Source organism: Rhodanobacter sp. UC4437_H4, from assembly GCF_052978425.1.
This window is the reverse complement of the sequence record NZ_CM129673.1, coordinates 3,316,414-3,338,312: the sequence shown is the minus strand read 5'-3', so window position 1 is coordinate 3,338,312 and position 21,899 is coordinate 3,316,414. Positions and strand designations below refer to the sequence as shown.

Sequence of the window (21,899 nt, the reverse complement as noted above, 5' to 3'; positions counted from 1 at the left end):
CCGGCGGCCGCGCGCCGGTACCGCCGCTGAAGCCGTGCTCCATGATCCTCATGCCTGCATGTCCTCCAGTTCCACGCCCTTGGTCTCGCGTACCGCGCGCAACACGAACACCAGCGACAGCACGGCGAACGCCGCGTACAGGCCGTAGGCAAAGGTCAGGCCCAGTTCGGCCAGTGCCGGGAAAGTGCTGGTGATGGCGAAATTGGCCAGCCACTGCGCGGAGGCGGCCACCGCCAGCGCGGTGGCACGGATGCGGTTGGGGAACATTTCGCCGAGCAACACCCACACCACCGGCCCCCAGCTCACGCCGAAGAACACCACGTAGGCGTTCGCCGCGACCAGCGCCACCATGCCGACCGCGCCGGGCAAGGTCAGCTCGGCGCCGCTGCCGACGGCCTGCGAGAAGCACCACGCCATTATCCCGAGGGTGATCGCCATGCCGGCCGAGCCGACCACCAGCAGCGGCTTGCGCCCGATCTTGTCGACCAGCGCGATCGCCACCAGCGTGACCAGCACGTTGACGATCGAGGTGACCACGGTGATGGTGAACGAGTCGGCCTCGCTGAAGCCCACCGAGTGCCACAGGGTGGCCGAGTAGTAGAAGATCACGTTGATGCCGACGAACTGCTGGAACACCGACAACGCGATGCCGATCCAGACCACCGGCAGCAAACCCGTGCCCTTGCTGCACAAATCGCGCAGGCGCGGCTTGTGCTCCGAGCGCAGGCTGGCCTCGATGTCGCCGAGTTTCTTGTCCAGCGCCGCGGTGCTGTTCATCGACAACACCTTCTGCAGCACCACCCGCGCATCGGCCAGGCGGCCCTTGGCCACCAGGTGGCGCGGCGACTCGGGCACGCCCAGCACCAGCAGGCCGTAGATCAGCGCCGGGGTGACCGCGGCGAGGAACATCCAGCGCCACGCCGGCAGGCCCAGCCACAGCACCTCGGCTGCGCCGCCGGCCGCACCGGCCAGCCATGCATCGCTCAGCAGCGCGGCGAAGATGCCCAGCACGATCGCCAATTGCTGCATCGAGCCGAGCCGCCCACGAATCCGCGCCGGCGCCACCTCGGCGATGTAGGTCGGCGCGATCACCGAAGCCACGCCCACGCCGATGCCGCCGACCAGCCGCCACAGGACCAGATCCCACACCGCCATCGCCAGGCCCGAACCGGCGGCGGCAGCCACCAGCAGCACCGCGGCCACCTGCATCGTGCGCACGCGGCCGAAGCGGTTGGCCAGCATGCCGGCGTACCACGCCCCCAGCGCCGAACCGAGCAGCGCGCAGGACACGGTGATGCCGATCTCGCCCGCGTTCAGCCCGAAATGGGCGCGGATCGCGTCGACCGCGCCGTTGATCACCGCCGTGTCGAAACCGAACAGGAAGCCGCCCAGGGCGGCGGCAGCCGAGATCAGGATCACCCGCAGCGTGGCGTGCTGGCCCAGCCCATCTGTCGCGCTCGTCGAACTCATTGCCTTCCCCAGGTCATGACAGGTCGCCGTGCCCCCGATTCTGCGGTGCACGCATCGTGCTGTCCGGTTGAATACGTATGCAGCGCCGTCAGCCCGCCATCGCCTTGCCCCACGGGCCGGTAAACGATTACGGTCGTCCCGTGGTTGCAGTATGACAGCGCTGTCAAACACGTCCAGCATAACCCGCCCGTTTCACCCTGGGAACCACCCGGGATGACCGTCGGCGCGTGTACCGGGCGCACGCCCGCAGCCAGGCGCCGAATCACTGGGGAGAATTGATCACCGCGAGGAAATCGCGCCCATAGCGTTTGAGCTTGGACTCACCGACGCCGCTGATGGTGGCCAGTTCGTCCTCGTTGGCGGGCATCGCGCGCAGCATCGCCAGCAAGGTGGCGTCGTGGAACACCACGTAGGGCGGCACGCCCTGCTGCTTCGCCAGTTGCGTGCGCAGGGCGCGCAGCGCGTCCCAGGTGGATTGCTCGTAGGCCTCGATGCCCAGGCTGCCGCTGGCCACCCGCCTGGCTTCACGCTTGCGCCGGCTGGCACGTTCGGGGCGGGCGTCCTCGCGCAGCCGCACCGTCCGCTCGCCGCCGAGCACGGCGCGGCTGGCGGTGGTCAGGCGCAAGGTGCCGTAGCCCTCGGCGTCGGCCTCCAGCAGGCCGGCGGCGAGCAACTGGCGGAACACCGAGCGCCACTGTTTCTCGTCCATGTCGGCGCCGACGCCGAAGGTGCTCAGGCGATGGTGGTCTAGACCGAGCACGCGCTCGGTCTCCTCGCCGCGCAGCACGTCGATGACGTGGCCGGAGCCGAAGCGCTGGCCGGTGCGGTACACCGCCGACAGGGCCTTCTGCGCCACCACGGTGGCGTCCCAGGTCTTCGGCGGCGCCACGCAGTTGTCGCAATGGCCGCAGGGGCCGGGATAGGTTTCGCCGAACGCGCCCAGCAGCAGCTGGCGGCGGCAGTCGGTGGCCTCGGCGTAGGCGAGGAGCGATTCCAGCTTCTGCCGCTCGACGCGCTTGCGGTCGTCGGCCGATTCGGACTGCGCGATCATCTGGCTCATCGTCACCACGTCGGACAGGCCGTAGATCATCCACGCCTCGGCTGGCAAGCCATCGCGGCCGGCGCGGCCGGTTTCCTGATAGTAGCCCTCGATGCTGCGCGGCAGGTCCAGGTGCGCCACGAAGCGCACGTCGGGCTTGTCGATGCCCATGCCGAACGCCACCGTGGCCACCATCACCACGCCGTCCTCGCGCAGGAAGCGCTGCTGATTCTTCGAGCGCGTGACCGCGTCGAGGCCGGCGTGATACGGCAGCGCCTCGATGCCCGATTCGGCCAGCCATTGCGCGGTGTCGTCCACCTTGCGCCGACTGAGGCAGTAGACGATGCCGGACTCGCCCTCGTGCCCGAGCAGGAATTCCCCCAGCTGGCGCTTCGCGTTGTGGCGCAAGCCCACGCGATAGCCGATGTTCGGGCGATCGAAGCTGGAGATGAACTGACGGGCGTCCTGAAGCGCCAGCCGCTCGACGATCTCCTCGCGCGTGCGCGGGTCGGCGGTGGCGGTGAGCGCGATGCGCGGCACGGCGGGAAAGCGCTGCGGCAGGATCGCCAGCTCGCGATATTCGGGGCGGAAATCGTGGCCCCACTGCGACACGCAGTGCGCCTCGTCGATGGCGAACAACGCCACCTCGGTGCGTTCGAGCAGGTCGAGGAAGCGCGCCGTCAGCAGCCGCTCCGGCGCCACGTAGAGCAGGTTCAGTTGGCCGGCCAGCAGTTGCTTCTCCACCTCGCGCTGCGCGTCCGCGGCCAGGCTGGAGTTGAGATACGCCGCCGCCACGCCCGCCTCGCGCAAGGCGTCGACCTGGTCCTGCATCAGCGCGATCAGCGGCGACACCACGATCGCCGTGCCCTGCCGCAGCAGCGCGGGAATCTGGTAGCACAGCGACTTGCCGCCGCCGGTCGGCATCAGCACCAGCGCGTCGCCGCCCTCGCCCAGGTGCTCGACGATGGCTTGTTGCTGGCCCCGGAAACTGGGGTAGCCGAAGATGTTGCGCAGGATGTCGAGGGCGGCGGAATGCATTGGCCGAATGCTAGCAAATGGGGACGGCGGGGTCGGGCGCCGTCGGTGTAGGCCCGGAGCGCGCGCGGATGCCGGAAAGATCAAGCTGCGTTCGTGCGCCGTGGGTGTCGGCGTTTGCCGCACGGCCTGCGTCGCGAAGCTCACTCCATACCGCAGCCAACCCCGGCGCAACTGACCGTGTTGAAGTCGTACAGGGTCGAGTGACCGAGTTTTCCGGTGGGCCGCGGTACGCCCTTGGGCACGAAGAAGGTGGCCGAATTCGCGCCGTACAATCCGGCCGGCAAGGTGTACGCCTTCAGCACCACGTAGGCGCGGAACATCGAGGGCATGCGCGGTGCCGGGGCGCCGCCGGCAATCGGCGGCGCATCGACCGGAGCGTGCTGCCGGGCGCGTCGGGCAGCGATCCACGCCGCACCGTCGGAAGCGTCCGCTTCGCGCAGAAAACCGTCGCGCACGCCCTGCTCCAGCCCCGCCGGCCCGGCCAGCGAGCTGTTCGGCAAGCGGAACGCGGAGGCCGGCCTGGCGCTTCCATCGGTGACCAGCGCGCTGCCTGCCGGCAGCGGTGATCCGACCACCACCTCGCCGCCCTGGGCGGGATACAGCATGTCGACCGGACGGCCAAACATGCGGCGTGCGATCGGGTTGAGCTTGCCGGCATTTTTTGGCGCCACGTAGAAATATTCGCAGCGGCTCCTGTTGTCGTACGTGCTTGTCCGCACCGGCACGTCGGCGGGCAGGCCGGTGATCTCCTGCCGGTGATAGCCGCTCACCAGCACCGCCAGAATGCGCGTGCCCGGCGTCCAGCCGACGCTCCACACGGTGGGTTCGTAGGCACCCAGCATCAGTACCACCGGCGCATCCGGCTGGTTGACCGCCACTCGCATGGCAGTGGCCTCGTGCCCGCTCTGGTCGATCTGGAAATCCTGCCGACTGCCGCCGTAGGCACCGGCGGCGTAGATCCTGGTCGACGGCGGCAACTGCAGGCCGGTGAACGCGCAGCCCGCAGTGGCCGACGCGGCATCGGCAGCAAATGCGAATGGCTTGGTCGGCGCCGACACCGGCGCGGCAGGCTGCGGCGCCGGACCGCTCGCCACGATTGGCGTCCGCGCCTCAACGGAAGCGGTCGCCGCGGGCGCCTGCGCGAGGCCGGTCGAGGGGGCCTCGGGGAGACAACCGGTCATCGCCAGACAGGCCAGCGCGAGCAGCAGGGAATGCGTGTTGGTCACCGGAGAAATCCTTGTCGTGGTTGCGCGCGGGCCGCCGGCGTTCAATGCGACTTGAAGAATGCCGCAAACGCCGCCGCCGTGCGCTCGATGCCGTCGTCGTCGACGTCCAGATGCGTCACCAGCCGCAAGGTCGGCAGGTAGCCGATGCTGATGCGGATGCCGGCCCCGCGCAGATGGACGTCCAGTTCGCGCAGGCGCGTGGCCGGCACGTCGACGAAGACCATGTTGGTGTGCTGACCGAGCAGGTCGATGCCGGCGATCTCGCGCAGGCGACCGGCGAGGTAGGCCGCGCGCCGGTGGTCGTCGGCCAGCCGCGCCACGTGATGATCCAGCGCGTGCATCCCCGCCGCGGCCAGCATGCCCGCCTGGCGCCAGCCGCCGCCACAGACCTTGCGCCAGCGGCGCGCCTTGTCGATCAGCGCATGCGAGCCGAGCAGCACCGAGCCCACCGGCGCGCCCAGACCCTTGGACAGGCAGATCGAGACGGTGTCGAAATGCCGCGCGAGATCGCGCGCCGGCACGCCGCAGGCCACCGCGGCGTTGAACAGCCGCGCGCCATCCAGGTGCAGGCCCAGCCCGTGCGCGCGCGCCGTCTCGTGCGCGGCGCGCAGGTAATCCAGCGGCAGCGGGCGGCCATGCCAGGTGTTCTCCAGCGCCAGCAGGCGGGTGCGTGCGAAGTGCGGGTCGACCGGCTTGATCGCCGCCTCGATCCGCGCCAGCGGCAGGCTGCCGTCCTCGTCCTGCACGATCGGCTGCGGCTGGATCGAGCCCAGCACCGCCGCGCCGCCGCCCTCGAACTTGTAGGTGTGCGCATCCATGCCGACCAGGTACTCGTCGCCGCGCTCGCAGTGCGCCAGCAAGGCCAGCAGGTTGGACTGGGTGCCGCTGGGCACGAACAGTCCGGCATCGAAGCCGAGGTCGTCGGCCAGCCGCTGCTGCAGCGCGTTGACCGTCGGGTCCTCGCCATAGACGTCGTCACCCACCGCCGCCGCCAGCATCGCCTCGCGCATCGCCGCCGTCGGCCGCGTCACCGTATCGCTGCGCAGATCCACCCCATCCATCACACCCTCCCGCTACCGTTGCCGTTGGTTCTTGCCATTCCCTATTCCCTATTCCCCATTCCCTGCTCAATCACACCCTGCGCCTGAAATACAGCCAGGCAATGCACGCCAACAGCATCGCCGGCAGCAGGTTGGCGAGGAATGGCGGCAGGCCGTAGACGGTGCCGAAATTCACCATCGCCTGCTGCATGAAATACCAGCCGATCGCCAGCAACATGCCGATGAACAGGCGCTTTCCCAGGCCGCCGGAACGCAGTGTGCCGAACGCGAACGGCATCGCGCACAGCACCAGCACCAGCACGTTGAGCGGATACAGCGCGCGGCCCCAGAACGCCACCGCGTAGCTGCCCGGGCTCTCGCCGTTGCTCTCCAGGTAACTCATGTTGCGGCGCAGGTCGCGCATCGACAGGTATTGCGGTTGCACCACGGATTGCGCCAGCACCTGCGGGTTGAGGCTCGACGGCCACGACTCGTTGGCGGTGGTGGTGGAATGCGTGCCCTGCTCATCCAGCGTGGTGCTGCGCACGCCGTGCAGGATCCATTGGTGGCCGTCGTGCGTGGCGCTCTGCGCCAGGCGGAAGCGCTTGAGCTGACCGTCAGGCGTGAAGGTGAACACGCGCACGTCGCTCAGTTGCACCTCGCTGACCCCGTCGTGCTCCTTGAGCGAGGTGCCGCGTGCGTTGATGATGTCGTTGCCGTCGCGCGCCCACAACCCGCTGCCGTCGCCCAGGCCCAGGTTGCCCGAGCGCACGCGCAACTGCATCGCCTGCGCCTGCTGGTCGCCCCACGGCGCGACGGTTTCGCCCAGGATCACCACCCCCACGATCAGCACCGCCACCACGCCTGCCGCCGAGCCGGCGATGCGCAATCGCGACAGGCCGGCCGCGCGCAAGGCGGTGAGTTCGCCACTGCCGGCCAGGCCGCCGAGGCCGAGCAGGCCGCCGATCAGCGCGGCGTTGCCGAACATCTCGTAGGCGCGGCGCGGGAACGTCACCAGCACGTAGACCGTCGCATCGGTCACCGTGTAGCCGTGCTTGCCCACATTGCCCAGTTGGCGCAGGAACTGGGTCACCGCATCGAAGCCGGTGAGCACCAGCCACACCGTCAGCAGCGAGCCGAGCACGCTGAGCGCCACCAGCCGATCCACCCGCTTGATGCTGAACATGCCCATCACGCGGCACTCGCCGCCGTGCGCACGCGCCGCGGGGAATACTGTTTCCACAGCAACCAGCCGGCCAGCCCCAGCGCGAGCAGGTGCAGGCCCCACAGCGGCGCCTGGCTGTGCCAGTGATCCTTGCCGATCTGCGCGCGCCCCAGCGCCAGCAGCAGGTAGTAGAGATAGAACGCCAGCATCGCCAGCAGCAGCCGGCCGTACTTCGGCTCGCGCGGACTCTGCCGCGCCAGCGGCAACGCCAGCAGCACCAGCACCAGGGTCAGCGGCGCCGCATTGCTGCGCCAGGCGAACTCGGCGCGATCCTCCGGATTGTCGGACTGGAACAGCGCCCAGCTGGTCTTGGAGTGCGCGGGATCCTCATCCTCGTCGGCCTGCACGCTGGACAGCGACGTGTCGTTCTGCCGGTACTGCATCTGGCGCCAATTGTCGGCACCCAGCGGAATGTCGTATTGCCAGCCATCCTTGAAGGCGATGAAACGGCCCTCGCCGTCGCTCTCCTGGTACAGCTGGCCGCTGGCCGCGCTGACCACTTTCAGGTGGGCCCCGCCTTCCTTGCTGTTGCGCTGGGTGGCGACGAAGGTGCGGCCCAGTCGTGTGCCGTCACGGCTCAGGCTGTCGACGAAAATGATGCCGCCCTGGGCGGGCAGGCTGGTGAAGCGCCCGGCGTCGAGGCCGGCGGCGATCACCGAACGGTTGGCCGCGGCCACCAGCGCATCGCTGGTGCGTACCGCCCACGGACCCAGCCACAACGCCACCACCAGGGTGATCGCCACCAGCACCGCGGCCAGCACCGCGACCGGACGCAGCAGGCCCGCCGGACCCATGCCGGAGGACGACAGCACGTGCATCTCGCTCTCGCGGTACATGCGGCCCAGCCCCATCAGCACGCCGATGAAACTCGCCAGCGGCATCAGGTTGGTCAGGCCGTCGAGCGTGCGCAGCCCCAGCACCTGAAACATCACGCTGGCCGGAAAGCTGCCGCTGGCCACCTGCTGCAACACCTTGGCGAACGCGCTGCCGGCCACGATCACCAGCAGGACCACCACGGTGGCGGCGACGGTCTGCGCCAGCTCACGCAGGAAGTAGCGGTCGAGGATGCTCAGCATGCGATAAACTTGATGGCTTGTGCGGTGACACCCCGGGAGCGTGGGCGGCAGAAACTTCCGAGGCGAAAAATGTGGATGCGCGAGGACGGGTTTTCGACGGTTCGCCGGCCCATGGTGGTTCCATGGGTCAAGAATCGGCGGAAATACGGACCGCGCAGCCGCTTTTGCAGCCCGGAAGATTTCTGCCGCCCACGCTCCCAGGGGCGGCGAACCGCAAGTCTAGCCTGTCCGGCCACGACCGGGCCCACACGGGAACGCATCCGATGACTCTCCAGTTCAGCCTGACCAACACTGCCGCCACTGCCGTCGACAGCCCGTGCATCGTGGTCGGCGTGTACGAGCAGGCGGTGCTGGGCAACGCCGCCGAAGCGGTGGATCGCGCCACCGGCGGGTTGATCCGCCAGCAACTCGAAAGCGGCGACATCAGCGGCAAGGCCGGCAGCACCAGCGTGCTGTTCGCCCCGCCGGGCATCGCCGCCAAACGCGTGATGGTGGTCGGCCTGGGTGCGCAGAAATCGTTCGACGGCGCGCGCTTCCAGAAGATCCACATCGAAGCCGCGCGTGCGCTCGGCCGGTTGCCGTTGAACGCGGCGGTGTCCTATCTCACCGACGTGGACGTACCCGGCCGCGACGCCGCCTGGCGCGTGCGCGTGGCGGCGCTGGCCAGCGATTTCGCCGCCTACCGCTACACCGCCACCTTCAAGCCGCGCGACAAGGCCAAGCCGGCGGAACTGGCCACGCTCGCCTTCGCCGCGGGCGACGAGGCACACGCCGCGCTGGAGCAGGCCACCGCCATTGCCGAAGGCGTGCGCTTCGCACGCGAGCTGGCCAACCTGCCGCCGAACATCTGCAACCCCGCCTACATCGCTGCCCAGGCCCAGGCCTTCGCCGACCTGCACGACAAGGTCAACTGCCAGGTGCTGGACGAAGCGCAGATGGCCGAGCTGGGTTTCGGCTCGCTGCTCGCCGTGGCGCGCGGCTCGGCCAACAAGCCGCGGCTGATCGCGCTGGAATACAAGGGCGGCGATCCGGACGACAAGCCGTATGCCCTGGTCGGCAAGGGCGTCACCTTCGACTCCGGCGGCCTCAGCCTCAAGCCCGGCCCCGGCATGGAGGACATGAAGTTCGACATGGGCGGCGCCGCCGGCGTGATGGGCGCGTTCGTGGCCGCGGTGAAGATGGGCCTGAAGCGCAACCTCGTGTGCGTGGTGCCGAGCGTGGAGAACATGCCCGGCGGCGACAGCTACCGCCCCAGCGACGTGCTCACCAGCCTCTCCGGCCTCACCATCGAGGTGCTCAATACCGATGCCGAAGGCCGGCTGATCCTGTGCGATGCGCTGACCTGGACGGCGAAGACCTACCAGCCGCACACCATCGTCGACGCCGCCACCCTCACCGGCGCCTGCGTGGTCGCCCTGGGCAAGCATGCCAGCGGCCTGATGAGCAAGCACGACGACCTCGCCGCCGAGCTGCTCGCCGCCGGTGAGGAAACCCTCGACCGCGCCTGGCGCCTGCCGCTGTGGGACGACTACCAGGTGCAACTGGAATCGGGTTTCGCCGACGTCGCCAACATCGGCGGCAAGACCGCCGGCGCGATCACCGCCGGCTGTTTCCTCTCGCGCTTCACCGACGGCCAGCGCTGGGCCCACCTCGACATCGCCGGCACCGCCTGGGAAGACGGCCGCAAGGGCCTCGCCACCGGCCGCCCGGTGGCGTTGCTGGCGCAGTGGCTGCTGGATCGGGAATAGGGAATGGGGAATGGGGAATAGGAAGAGCTGGCAGCCGCAACGGCGGCGTTGCCTTTACTATTCTCCATTCCCCATTCCCCATTCCCAGCCTGATGCGCGCCGACTTCTACCTGATCGCCAACAAGCCACGCTTCATCGAGCAGCCGCTGCTGCTGGTGTGCGAGCTGGCGAAGAAGGCCTACGCGGCGCAGCAGCCGACGCTGATCCTGGCGCGCGACCACGAGCAGGCGCACGAAATCGACGAACTGCTGTGGGCGTTCGACGACGACGCGATGATCCCGCACCAGCTGGCCGGCGACGACGACGACGAATTCACCGCCGTGCTGATCGTGCCGCCCGGCGTCGACACTCCCGACCGCCCGCTGCTGATCAACCTGCGCGACCGCTGCCCCGACCAGCCGTGCGAACGGGTGCTCGAAGTGGTACCCGCCGACCCCGATGCCCGCGACGGCTCGCGCGAACGCTGGCGCGAGTACCAGCGACGCGGTTTCGAACTGCACAAGAGCGACCAGTAGGAGCCCGCTCGCGCGGCGATGCTCTGGCTCCCGCGAATGCCCGTTCCCTGTTCCCGATTTCCGGCTCGAATGCATCGCCCGCCAGCGTGCTCGCACCGCGCCGCCGTCAGGCCGGGGGCGCTTCGGCCGGCGTCGCCAGTGCACGCGCCAGTGCCGCCGCCAATTGCTCGCCGGTGACCGGCTTGCGCAGGAAGCCGTCCATGCCCGCTTCGCGGGCGCGCGCCTCGTCGCGGCCGCCGGAGCGGGCGGTGACCGCAATGATCGGCACGTGGCGGGCGTCCGGTTCGCGCTGGCGGATCAGCCGCGCGATCTGGAAGCCGTCGACGCCGGGCAGGTCCAGGTCCAGCAGCACGGCGTCGAAACTCACGTGCGCCAGTTCGGACAGTGCGGCCAGCCCGTTGACCACGTGCACCACCGCGTGGCCTTCGCGCTCCAGCAGGCCCCGGATCACCACCGCCACGATGGTGTCGTCCTCCACCAGCAGCAAGCGGTAGCTGCGGGCGGCGCGAGTCGGCGTCGGCGCTTCGACCGGCGGCTCGGCCAGCGGCAGGCGCACGCGGAAGGTGCTGCCGTGGCCCACGCGCGATTCCAGCTCGATGCTGCCGCCCATCATGTCCACCAGCTCGCGGCAGATAGCCAGGCCCAGGCCGCTGCCCGCCGCACGCTGCGGGCCGTCGGCCTGCTCGAAGCGCTGGAACAAGCGCGCCTGGCTCGCCTCGGGAATGCCCGGCCCGGTGTCGCTGATGCCGAACTGCAAACCGTCGGCGGTGCGCTGCGCGCTCAGCGAGACGCTGCCGTGCTCGGTGAACTTCAAGGCATTGTTGGCCAGATTCAGCAGAATCTGCTTGATCCGCACCGCGTCGCCGAGCAGTTGTGCCGGCAGATCGTCGGCCAGTGCCAGCTCGAAGCGGATGCCCTTGGCGTGGGCCAGGCCCTGCTCCAGCTGCGCCACGTCCTCCAGCAACTGGCGCGGGCTGAACGGTGCCGGCTCCAGCTCCAGCCGGCCGGCCTCGATGCGGGCCAGGTCGAGCGCGTCGTTGAGCAGCTTCAGCAGCATGCCGCCGGAGCGTTGCATTGCCTGCGTGTAGTCGTGCTGCTGCCGGTTCAGCGGCGTGCTCAACAGCAGCTCGGCCATGCCCATCACGCCGGTCATCGGCGTGCGTATCTCATGGCTCAGGGTGGCCAGGAACTGCGTCTTCGCCGCGCTGGCCGCCTCGGCCATCTGCCGCTGCTGCTCGGCCAGCTGGATCTTGTGGCGCTGCGCCAGGCGACGGCGCCAGGCATGCAGGATCAGAGCCACCAGCGCCGCCACCAGCAGCACGTAGATGGCCCACGCCCACCAGCGCAGCCACGGCGGCGCCTCGACCTGGATGCGCAGCGGCGTGGCCAGGTGCACCCATCGGCCATTCGCGCCCGCGGCCATCACGTCCAGCGTGTAGTCACCTGCGCCGAGGCCGCTGAAATCGCGCTCGCCGCGGCTGCCGGTGTCCACCCAGTCGCTGTCGAAGCCGTACAGCCGGAAACGGTAGCGGTTGGCAGCCGGCGCGACATAGGAGAACACCCGCGCCTCGATCGCGAGCTGGCTGTCGTGCCAGTCCATGTGCAGCGGCTGCGTGCCGATCGGCAGTACCTGGGTGGCGCCGCGGTGGCGCACCCTGGCCTGGGTGAGCGCCATCTGCGGCACGCTGGTCTGCCGGTTGCTCCGGTCCGGGTTGAACGCCACCACGCCGCCCAGGGTGGCGGCGTAGATGTAGCCGCTGGGCATCCGCGCGTAGCCGCGGAAGAACTCGCCGTTGGTCAGGCCGTCCTGCAGGCCGAACGAACGGAACGTGCCGGTGTCCGGCTCGAACCGCCACAGGCCGTCGTGGCCAAACACCCAGACCCGGCCGGCGGCATCGACGCGCAGGTCGGTGACGTTGACCGACGGCCAGCCATGCACCGCGTCGATCCGGCGGTCCGCCACGATGCCGTCGCCGCCGCGGCGGTAGTGGACCAGCCCGTCGGCATTGGCCATCCACAGTCCGTCGGCGGTGAAATCGAAGGCGTCGACGGATTGTCCTGCCGGCCCGCCCGGCACCATCACGAAGCGGCCCCGGGTCGTGTCCAGCCACATCATGCCGCCGTCGCTGGCGTACCAGAAGACGCCGTCATGCAGCGTCATCTGGCTGCCCCAGCGCACCTTGTCGCTGGAGCCGTCCATCGGCACCGGCTGGACCGCCAGCGTCTCCGGGTCGATGCGGAACAAGCCCTGGCCGAAGGTGCGCGCATACATCTGGCCATCCGGCCCGGACTCGACCTCCAGCGGCCGCTGCAGCATCGCGCCGGCCGGGTCGACCCGGTCGAGCCGCCCGTCGGTGTCGCGGTACAGCGCGCCCTGCACCACCACCCACAAGCGGTTGCTCGCGTCCTCGGTCATGCCGACCACGTCGCCGCGCAGTCCCGATATCGCGTGCTCGACCGCGCCGGTCACCGGATCGAGCCGGTCGACCCGGCCGCCGCGCTGGCCCACCCACACGTGGCGACCGTCCTTGCCGCGCGCCATCGTGGTGGCGATCGCGTCGCGCAGGCTGGACGGATCGTCCGGCGTGTGGGTGAAGCGGCTGAAGCGGTTCCAGCCCGGCCCCAGGTACGCCACGCCGCCGTCGTACAGCGCCGCCCACATGCCGCCTTCGCGGTCGACCATCAGCTGCCATACCCAGGTACCGGGCAAGTTGCCGTAGAGCACCGGCTGGTCGGCCACCGCGGTCACCGGCCCGCCCGGGCGCGCCTGCAGGAACAGGCCCTTCTGCGTGCCGACCCACAGGCGGCCGGCGGCGTCGCGCACGCTGCTCATCACGTTGGTGGCGGGAATCACGCCGGCGCCGAAGCGGCGCGCCACGCCGTCGGCGCCGACGATCCACAGGCCGTCGGTGGCGGCAAGCCGCACCTCGTCGCCGCTGCCGTCGATCCGCCACGCGTCGATGGTCCGCTGCGGCTCGGCCGACGGTATGCGGCGGATCGCGCCGTCCGTCTCGCGCACGAATACGCCGTGGCTGCTGCCGATCCACAATCGGCCGCGCCCGTCCACATACAGTGCGGCAACGGTGCCGACCGCGGCTGGCGTGGCACCAAGCTGCGGATCGACCACGTGCTCGAAGCCGCGCTCGTCCGGGTGCATGCGGTCGAGCCCGCCGGCGCTACCTATCCACAAGCTGCCGTCCGGTGTTTGCGCGATGGCCCAGACCCGGTCGCTGGACAGGCTGGCCGGGTGGGCCTGATCGTGCCCCCAGTGGCGGAAGCTGCCGCTGGCCTCGTCGTAGCGGTTCAGGCCAGCGTTGAGGCCAGCGGCCCACAGGCGTCCGCGGCGATCGACCGTCAGCGTGGCAATGCCGTTGGCGTACAGCGAGCCCGGGTCGTTCTCCGCATGCCGGAACACCTTGAAGCCGACGCCGTCGAAACGCGCCAGGCCACCCTTGGTGCCGAACCAGATCGCGCCCTTGCGATCCTGCGCCACGGCGTAGACATTGGTGCTGGGCAAGCCATCCGAGGTGTCGTAGCGGCGAAACTGCGGCGTCGGCAGCGGATCGGCCCGACTCGCGGCCGTCGGGATGGCCGGCATGCCCGCGACGGGCAGGACCAGCCCGAGGGCCAGGGTCAGCAAGGCTGCCGAAAACATTCAGGTCGTCCCCTTCGGGCTTCCATGCCGGCCAGCACCGCGTTGCATGCGAGCGACGCGCCATGGCGGCAGCCTGTCCCGTAGCGGCCATGATGCCAAAGCCTTCCTGCCAGCGCGAGCACAGGCGCCCGTCCGCGGCTCAGGCCGTAGCATCGCTCGCCGAGGCGATGACCCGGGCCAGCGCACCAGTCAGTTGTTCGCCGCTGACCGGCTTGCGCAGGAAGCCGTCCATGCCCGCTTCGCGGGCGCGCGCCTCGTCGCGGCCGCCGGAGCGGGCGGTGACCGCGATGATCGGCACGTGGCGGGCGTCGGGTTCGCGCTGGCGGATCAGCCGCGCGATCTGGAAGCCGTCGACGCCGGGCAGGTCCAGGTCCAGCAGCACGGCGTCGAAACTCACGTGCGCCAGTTCGGACAGTGCGGCCAGCCCGTTGATCACGTGCACCACGTGATGGCCTTCGCGTTCGAGCAGGCCGCGGATGACCGCCGCCACGATGGTGTCGTCTTCCACCAGCAGCAGGTGATGGCTGCCGCCGGCGGCGAGCGGTGCCGCCAGTGGCGCCGGCTCGGCCGGTTCGGCCAGCGGCAGGCGCACGCGGAAGGTGCTGCCGTGGCCCACGCGCGATTCCAGCTCGATGCTGCCGCCCATCATGTCCACCAGCTCGCGGCAGATCGCCAGGCCCAGGCCGCTGCCCGCCGCACGCTGCGGGCCGTCGGCCTGCTCGAAGCGCTGGAACAAGCGCGCCTGGCTCGCCTCGGGAATGCCCGGCCCGGTGTCGCTGACGCCGAACTGCAGACCGTCGGTGGTGCGTTCGCCGCGCAAGGTCACGTGGCCGCGTTCGGTGAACTTGAGCGCGTTGTTGGCCAGGTTCAGCAGCACCTGCTTGATGCGCACCGCATCGCCGACGACCTGTGCGGGGAGGTCATCGGCCACGTCCAGCACGAAGCGGATGCCGCGCGCGTGGGCCAGCCCCTGCTCCAGCTGCGCCACGTCCTCCAGCAACTGGCGCGGGCTGAACGGCGCCGGCTCCAGCTCCAGCCGGCCGGCCTCGATGCGGGCCAGGTCGAGCGCGTCGTTGAGCAGTTTCAGCAGCATGTCGCCGGAACGTTGCATCGCCCGGGTGTAGTCATGCTGCAGCGGATCGAGCGACGTGCTCAGCAGCAATTCGGCCATGCCCATCACGCCGGTCATCGGCGTGCGGATCTCGTGGCTCAGGGTGGCCAGGAACTGGGTCTTGGCTGCGCTGGCCGCCTCGGCCATCTGCCGCTGCTGCTCGGCCAGCTGGATCTGGTGGCGCTGCGCCAGCCGCCGGCGCCAGCCGCGCAACGCCAGCGCGACCACGGCTGCCACCAGCAACAGGTAACCCAGCCATGCCCACCAGCGCAGCCACGGCGGCGCCTGCACCGTGACCAGCAGCGGCCGCGCCTTGCCCCACTGGCCGTCGGCGCCATGGCCGTGCACTTCCAGCGTATAACTGCCGGCGCCGAGCCCGACGAACTCGCGCTGGCCCTGGTTGCCGGTGCTCACCCAGCCGCTGTCGAAACCGCCCATGTGGAAGAAGTAGCGATTCGCTGCCGGGTCCACGTAGGACGACATGCGCGCCTCCACGCGCAAGTCGCGATCGCGCCAGCCCAGGTGCACCGGCTGCTCCGGCGACAGCGCGACGGTCTTGCCGTCGCGGCGCACGCTGACCCGGGTGAGTGACAGCAGCGGCAGCGGGCCGGGCCGTTCCAGCCGCGCCAGTTCGGCCGGCTGGAACGCGGTGACGCCGCCGCTGCTGGCGGCAAGCATGGTGCCGTCGGCAGCGACCACCGCCGAGCCGTTGGTGAACTCTCCATTGCTCAGGCCCTGCGCCGCACCGAACTGGGTGAACGTGTGGGTCAGCGGGTTGAAGCGGCGCAGGCCCGGGCTGCTGAACAACCACAGCTGCCCCTGCCGATCGACCAGCATGGTGCGCAGGTCCGCGATCAGCCCCATCCGACTGATGTCGACGCTGTCGTCGCGCGTGGCGCGCCCGTCCGCCAGGCGGTAATGCTCCAACGCGGTTTCGGTGGCGATCCAGAAACCGTCGTCATCGAACGCGAAACTGTAGATCTCCCGCCGCGACACGCCCGGCACGAACGCCAGCGGCTGTCCGGGCCCTTCGCTGCGCATCAGCCCGGCCATGCTGGCGTACCAGACCGCCCCGTCGTGCGCCCGCAACTGGTCGAAGAAGCGCGCGCCGTCGGGCGCATCGGCCGGCAGCAGCGGCGTCGACGCCAGCGTGTCGGGGTCGATCGCGAACACGCCCTCGCCCCACGACGCCCCGTAGATATGGCCGTCCATGCCGGCGACCAGCGCGAGCGGCCGTTTCATGTGCGTCTGCTCGGCGCCCAGCGTCAGCAGCTTGCCGTGGTCGTAGCGGTAGATGCGCCCGGGCCCGGTGATCCACAGGCGGCCGCGCGCATCCTCCGCCAGCGAGGTGAGGTTGCCGTGCAGGCCGCGCAGCACGTGGCTGACCTCGCCGGTCGCCGTATCCAGCTTGTCGACCCAGCCGTTGTAGCCGCCCACCCACAGCTCGTGGTCGCGCCCGGTCAGCACCGACAGCGCGGCGGTGTTGGACAGGCTGTCGGCATCGTCCGGGATATGCGTGAAACGCGCGAAACCATTCCAGCTCGGCGGCAGGTACGCGATGCTGGACTGGTCGAAGGTGAACCACAGGCCGCCTTCGCGATCGCGGAAAATCTGCCACAGGCGATCGCTGGGCAGGCCGCCGGGCAACAGCGGCGCGCCGGTGATGTGCTGCAGCGGGCCCTGTTCCGATTCGAGCCAGACGCCGTCGAGGCTGCCCAGCCACAACCGCCCCTGGCTGTCGCGCACGCTGCTCAGGATGCGCGTGTTGGCCAGTTGCCGATTTGCCAGCGGCCGCGCCACGCCGTCGGCGCCGACCACCAGCAGGCCACCGCTGACCGCCACGCGGATCTCGTCGCCATCGCCCTCGATGCGCCACACCGCGCCGACGTCGCCGGCGAACGCGGGGTCGACCGCCACGCGGCGCACCTTGCCGTCGGTCGAGCGCACGTAGAGACCATGCTCACTGCCGATCCACAACCGCCCCTCGTGGTCGGCCAGCAAGGCGCGGATGGCGCCGAACGGGGCCGCCTGCCCGCTGCCGGCATCGAGCCGCACGGGTTCGAAACCGCTCTCGTCGCGGCGCATGCGGTCGAGGCCGCCCTGGGTGCCCACCCAGATCTGGCCATCGGGGGTCTGCGCGATGCTCCACACTTCGTCGTTGCTGAGGCTGTGCGGATCGTCCGCTGCGTGCACCCAGTGGCGAAAGCGCCCGCCGTCCTGGTCGTAGACGGTCAGTCCCGCCGAGACGCCGCCGGCCCAGATGCGGTCCGCCTTGTCCACGAACAGGGTGTAGATCTGGTTGCTCGGCAGCGACAGCGGATCGCCGCTGGCATGCCGGAACACCTTGAACGTGACGCCGTCGAAGCGCACCAGGCCGCCATCGGCACCGAACCACATCATGCCGCGATGATCCTGCGCCACCGCGTAGATCGAACCGCTGGGCACGCCGTCGGCCACGCCATAACGACGGAACTGCGGCGTCGCCGGCATGCTCGCGCCGGCGGCCGGCATTGTCGTGCTGGCACCGCCGGCGGCCGCGGACCCCGGCGTGGCCACCGCCAGAACCGCACCCAACATGAGCGATGCAAGCATGCGCAGATTCCCCTGATCCGCCCCATCATGCCAAATCGGGTCCGTGGCGGCGAGCATCGCGCCGGCCCGGAGCGATGCGTTTCACGCGTCGTGCGTCATTCCGCCGCGTCGGGCGCCGCCAACGCCTTGCTGTAGAAACCCGACGGATCGAAACAGCACACGCGCCGCTTGCCGGCGGCGAGCATGTCGCAGGCGGCGGCGACGCGCTGCGTGCGGGTCTTTGCCTGCTTGGCCGAGACGATCCAGTGGATCCAGTCCACGCGCGCGATCGTGGTGGTGGCGTCCCAGCCGGCGCGGGCGGCGGCGGGCGCATCGTCCAGCGCCTGGCGCAGGTCGGCCGGCAGCGCGGGTTCGGGCTCATGCTTCACCGGCGCGATCTCCAGCGCCACGGTGTCGCCCGCTTGCGCACGGACGGTCTTGAGCAGGCGGCTGTCCAGTTTCAGCCAGTGGCTCAACTGGCCATCCGGCTCCAGCGTCGCCTGGAAGCGGTGGCCGTTGATGCTGGCGTCGACCGTGGTGCGCCCGCGGCGCGGCAGCTTCTCGCTCACCGGTCGCGGCAACAGCACGAAGGCCCATGCGGCATCGTCGAGCATCGCCGGGCGCAGCACTTTCGCCGTGAAGCGGGAGGTGGTGTCGGCCTTGCTCATGTCGCATCGTCCTCGGGGAAGGGGCTTGCCGCCCGCCTGGGGCAAGGCAACGCGGGGATCGTACCGCGCATGCCATGGCGCGGCGAAAGGGCCATCGGCCATGGGCGTGTGCGGTGCGCGAGCCCCTACAATCGCCGGATGTCCCGACGCCTGCGCCTGCTGTTCGCCGCCCTGGCCATCGCCGCGCTGCTGTGGCTGCTGTTTGCCGCGGCGGAACGTTTCCTCGCGCTGGCCCAGCGCTTCCTCGCCTTGCCGGCGCCGTTGCAGTGGACGCTGGGCCTGGTGCTGGCGATCTTCGCCGCCGCCGGCCTGGCCGTGCTGTGGTGGCTGCTGCGCCCGCGCCGCCGGCGCCGACCCCTGCCGGTGCCCGACCGCGCCAGCCTGGAGCAGCGCATCGACAAGTTGCGCGAACACGGCGCCGACACCGGCGCGCTCGCCACCGAGCTGGGCGAACTCGACCAGCGCCGGCTCGGCGCGCGCCTGTACGTCGCGCTGTTCGGCGAGATCTCCACCGGCAAGTCCAGCCTGATCCGTGCGCTGGCGCCGCAGGCCACACTGGCCAGCGAGGCGCGCGGCGGCACCACGCGCGCGGTCGGTCACTACGACAGCACCTTGCCCGACGGCCGCAGCCTGGTACTCGCCGACGTACCCGGCAGCCGCGAGAGTGGCGGCGAAGCGCGCGAACGCGAGGCACGCGAAGAAGCCCTGCGCGCCCACGCGGTGATCTACCTGTGTGCCGGCGACCTCACCCGCAGCCAGGTCGACGAACTGCGCTGGCTCGCCGATTTCGGCAAGCCGCTGCTGCTGGTGTTGAACAAGGCCGACCAGTGGGGCGAGCCGGAGCTGGCGCAGCTGCTGGACAAGCTGCGCGCGCAATCGCGCGGCATCGCCAGCGCGGTGGTGGCGATCAGCGCCGGCGGCAGCGAGCGATACCAGCGCCGGCTCGCCGACGGCAGCACCGAATCGGTCGAACGCCAGCGCAAGCCGGCGATCCAACCGCTGCTGCGCGCACTCACCCGCCTCATCGCTCCCGGTGCCGAGGGACTGGAGCCGCGTCGCGAGCAGGCCGTGCTCGCCGGCCTGCACCAGCGCACCGGCACGCTGGAGGCGCAGACCCGCGCCGAAACCGCCGAGCGCATCGTGCGCCAGTACGCCCGCCGCGCGATCGTCGGTGCGATGGCGGCGGTGGCGCCAGGCAGCGACCTGGTGATCCAGGGCGTGCTCGCCACCGGGCTCACGCGGGCGCTGGCCGAGCTGTACGGCGTCGGGCTCAGCGACGTGCAGATCGAGGATTTCGTGCGCCAGGCCAGGCTGACCCTGCGCACCGGCAGCTCGATCGTGCTGGCGGTTGCCGGCAATGCACTGAAGGCGTTCCCCGGCCTGGGCACGCTGGGCGGCGGCGTGCTGCACGCGTTCGCCTACGCGCTGATCTTCGACTCGATGGGCCGCGCCCTGGCCGCCTCGCTGGCCGAGCGGCAGACGCTGGACCAGGACGATGCCGACGCGCGGCTGAAGACCCTGCTCGCCGATGCCGGCGGCACGCGCCTGAAACAACTGGCGACGTTGACGATGGACACGCTGCGCGAACCGCGCGTGGAGTAACCCGTGCTCACTGGTAGGGCGGGCACCGCCCGCCGGCTCTTGTTTCGTGTCACGGAAGGCGGCGGGCAGTGCCCGCCCTACCCCGCCGTTGCCGCTGCCGAATCCCGGCCTAATGAAACTGATCGCTCGCCGGCACCCACGAACTGGAAGCCGGGGCCGGCAATCGCACTGGCGTGGCGGGCGGCAGGTCTGATGCGCAACCCGGCGGCAACGGGCCGCCGGCGACGCGGGCGGCAGCGCATTCGGCGGCGTTGTCGAACTTCACCATCGGCGTGGAGGTCGCCGGTGCCGGCGTGCTGGCGGCCGCGGGCGGCGCCAGCGGGGCGGCAGGCGCCAGGTGCAATGGCGCATACGCGCTGGCGGCGACCGGTGCCGGCGGCGGGTCGGGGTTGCGGCAGCCGAACAGCGCGATCGGCAGCAGTGGTTTCACCGCGCACTCCACCCGCACGCCGCGCGGCAGGTGGAAGGTGTGCTTGACCGTGGTCTTTTCCACCGCGCGGCGCAGCGCGGTGTCGACCGAGCTTTCGTCCTCGGGCGTCCAGTCCTGCTCGAAGCGGGTGGGCCGGTAGCCGACGTCAGGCATGCGGTGACGCATGATTTCGGTATCGCCGCTCGGCTTCAGCTGCACGTAGTCGCCCACCGCGCCGTGCTCCCCGCCTTGCGCTGCGCCGGGTCGATCGCCGCCGAGCTTGCCCGCGGCCAGCGAGGGCGCGTGCTGGCTGCCGGTACTGGCGGCGGCACGAACCGCCGGCGCAGGTGCCGACGGCGGCGCGACGCTGGTGGCGCCGGCCGGCTCGCCGACCGTGGCGGTGTCGCTGCCTTGCGGCGAGGCCTCCGGCGCGCGGCTGACCTCGGCGGTGGCCGGCAGCGGCAGTGCGGAGGCGGCGGGCGCAGGCGTGATCGCGGCCACGGCGGTCGGTGCCTGCAACACCGGGCGCAGGGTCGCTGGCGTCATCGCCGGCGCCGGTGCGGAGCGCTGCAGGTCCACCTGGGTCGGTGCCAGCGCGCGCGGGGGCGCGACAACCTCGGCCGGCACGGCTTCGGCCAGTTGCGCGGGTTGGGTCAGCTGCGGCACCAGGCGCGGGGCGGGTGGCGCGATCGGCGTGGGGGGCGCCAGCGTTTGCGGCTGCGGACGCGGCAGTTGCGGTGGCGCTGGCGCGGGTTCCGGCGCTTCGCTGAGCGGGGCCAGCGTGGTCGGCGCCGCGACTTGCAGCGTGATCGCCGGCGGTGCGGCGACCGCAGGCACGCTCGCCTGCGGCAAGGCCAGCGCGGACGGCGGCAGGATCGGGCGATTGCCTTCGGCCTGCGGCGGATGTTGCGGCTCGGGCTGGGGCGCCGGCAGCGCGGGAGCCACCGGCGCCGGCAGGGTCAGCGCCAAGGGAGGCGCCGGCACCGCCGGTGCCGCCGGTTTGGGTAGCGGCAGCGGCGTCGGCGCCGGCAGGCTCACTGGCGGCTGCGGCGCGGCGACCGGCGCGGCTTTCGCCGGCTTCGCGGGGGTGGCGGCGGCCGTCAGCGCGACGGCATTGGCGCTCGGTTCGACGCGCGGTGCGGGATGCTGCCGACCCTGCTGGCGCGGCCCGCGCTGCTTCGGTGGCGTGCCATGCACCGGCGGCGGTGGCGGCGGTTCGGGTGGCTCGATCAGGCGCACCTGCAGCAGCGGTTCGCGCGAATGGTCCGGCAGCACGGTGGGTTCGTAGGCCGGGCCGAGCACGAACGCGAACAGGCACAGCAGATGCACCAGCAAGGTGCCGAGGAAGGCCAGCGCGCGACGCCCCCGCGACGGCGGCGGCGCGTGCCGACGCAGATGATAGACGCGGCCGCGCGTGGCCGCCGCCAGCGGCGAGTCCAGCAGGACTCGCGCGGGGTTGGCGGCACGACGGGATGGGACGGAATCCGGGGACGGCGCGGGCATGCG

General features: G+C 70.8%; 13 protein-coding genes. 3 read left to right on the top strand and 10 right to left on the bottom strand.

Going from position 1 to position 21,899, the window contains the following annotated elements; all coding sequences use genetic code 11:
* Positions 1-48: 48 nt before the first annotated feature.
* From ACVCL3_RS14990 to lptF, 6 genes are all read right to left on the bottom strand, one after another.
* On the bottom strand, positions 49-1,470 hold the full coding sequence (locus ACVCL3_RS14990) for a sugar porter family MFS transporter (protein WP_447099821.1): 1,422 nt from the start codon (positions 1,468-1,470) through the stop codon (positions 49-51).
* Positions 1,471-1,732: 262 nt separating this feature from the next.
* On the bottom strand, positions 1,733-3,547 hold the full coding sequence (gene recQ, locus ACVCL3_RS14985) for a DNA helicase RecQ (RefSeq protein WP_447099820.1): 1,815 nt from the start codon (positions 3,545-3,547) through the stop codon (positions 1,733-1,735).
* 140 nt (positions 3,548-3,687) lie between these two features.
* Positions 3,688-4,773, bottom strand: coding sequence for a hypothetical protein (locus ACVCL3_RS14980; protein WP_447099819.1), 1,086 nt, complete (start codon positions 4,771-4,773; stop codon positions 3,688-3,690).
* Between the two features lie 41 nt (positions 4,774-4,814).
* Positions 4,815-5,834 carry a low-specificity L-threonine aldolase gene (ltaE, locus tag ACVCL3_RS14975; protein ID WP_447099818.1) on the bottom strand — a complete coding sequence of 340 codons (1,020 nt, stop codon included), beginning with the start codon at positions 5,832-5,834 and terminating at the stop codon, positions 4,815-4,817.
* A 70-nt stretch (positions 5,835-5,904) separates the two neighbouring features.
* Complete coding sequence (gene lptG / locus ACVCL3_RS14970) at positions 5,905-7,005, bottom strand: LPS export ABC transporter permease LptG (RefSeq protein ID WP_447099817.1); 1,101 nt, start codon at positions 7,003-7,005, stop codon at positions 5,905-5,907.
* Positions 7,005-8,114 (bottom strand): LPS export ABC transporter permease LptF, encoded by a 1,110-nt coding sequence (lptF, locus tag ACVCL3_RS14965; RefSeq protein ID WP_395119957.1) that lies wholly within the window; start codon positions 8,112-8,114, stop codon positions 7,005-7,007. Before lptF ends, lptG begins: the two co-directional genes overlap by 1 nt.
* 263 nt (positions 8,115-8,377) lie before the next feature.
* Here lptF and ACVCL3_RS14960 point away from each other — a divergent pair, with 263 nt between their 5' ends.
* Both ACVCL3_RS14960 and ACVCL3_RS14955 read left to right on the top strand, forming a co-directional pair.
* Positions 8,378-9,862, top strand: a complete 1,485-nt coding sequence (locus ACVCL3_RS14960; protein ID WP_447098260.1) for a leucyl aminopeptidase — start codon at positions 8,378-8,380, stop codon at positions 9,860-9,862.
* 92 nt (positions 9,863-9,954) lie between these two features.
* Entirely contained in the window at positions 9,955-10,377 is a 423-nt protein-coding gene (locus ACVCL3_RS14955) for a DNA polymerase III subunit chi (RefSeq protein ID WP_395119959.1), read from the top strand.
* Between the two features lie 106 nt (positions 10,378-10,483).
* Here ACVCL3_RS14955 and ACVCL3_RS14950 read toward each other — a convergent pair whose 3' ends face one another.
* From ACVCL3_RS14950 to ACVCL3_RS14940, 3 genes are all read right to left on the bottom strand, one after another.
* Positions 10,484-14,032 (bottom strand): ATP-binding protein, encoded by a 3,549-nt coding sequence (locus ACVCL3_RS14950; RefSeq protein WP_447099816.1) that lies wholly within the window; start codon positions 14,030-14,032, stop codon positions 10,484-10,486.
* Between the two features lie 139 nt (positions 14,033-14,171).
* A complete protein-coding gene (locus ACVCL3_RS14945; protein WP_447099815.1) occupies positions 14,172-17,735 on the bottom strand; it encodes a two-component regulator propeller domain-containing protein in 3,564 nt (1,187 codons plus the stop codon).
* Between the two features lie 95 nt (positions 17,736-17,830).
* The gene (locus ACVCL3_RS14940; RefSeq protein WP_447099814.1) at positions 17,831-18,382 is read right to left on the bottom strand and encodes a YdeI/OmpD-associated family protein; all 552 of its coding nucleotides are present in this window, start codon (positions 18,380-18,382) and stop codon (positions 17,831-17,833) included.
* Between the two features lie 138 nt (positions 18,383-18,520).
* Here ACVCL3_RS14940 and ACVCL3_RS14935 point away from each other — a divergent pair, with 138 nt between their 5' ends.
* The gene (locus tag ACVCL3_RS14935) at positions 18,521-19,984 is read left to right on the top strand and encodes a GTPase (RefSeq protein ID WP_447098256.1); all 1,464 of its coding nucleotides are present in this window, start codon (positions 18,521-18,523) and stop codon (positions 19,982-19,984) included.
* A 109-nt stretch (positions 19,985-20,093) separates the two neighbouring features.
* On the opposite strand, the gene ACVCL3_RS14930 is transcribed toward ACVCL3_RS14935, so the two are convergent.
* Positions 20,094-21,896 carry a hypothetical protein gene (locus ACVCL3_RS14930; protein ID WP_447099813.1) on the bottom strand — a complete coding sequence of 601 codons (1,803 nt, stop codon included), beginning with the start codon at positions 21,894-21,896 and terminating at the stop codon, positions 20,094-20,096.
* Positions 21,897-21,899: the final 3 nt, after the last annotated feature.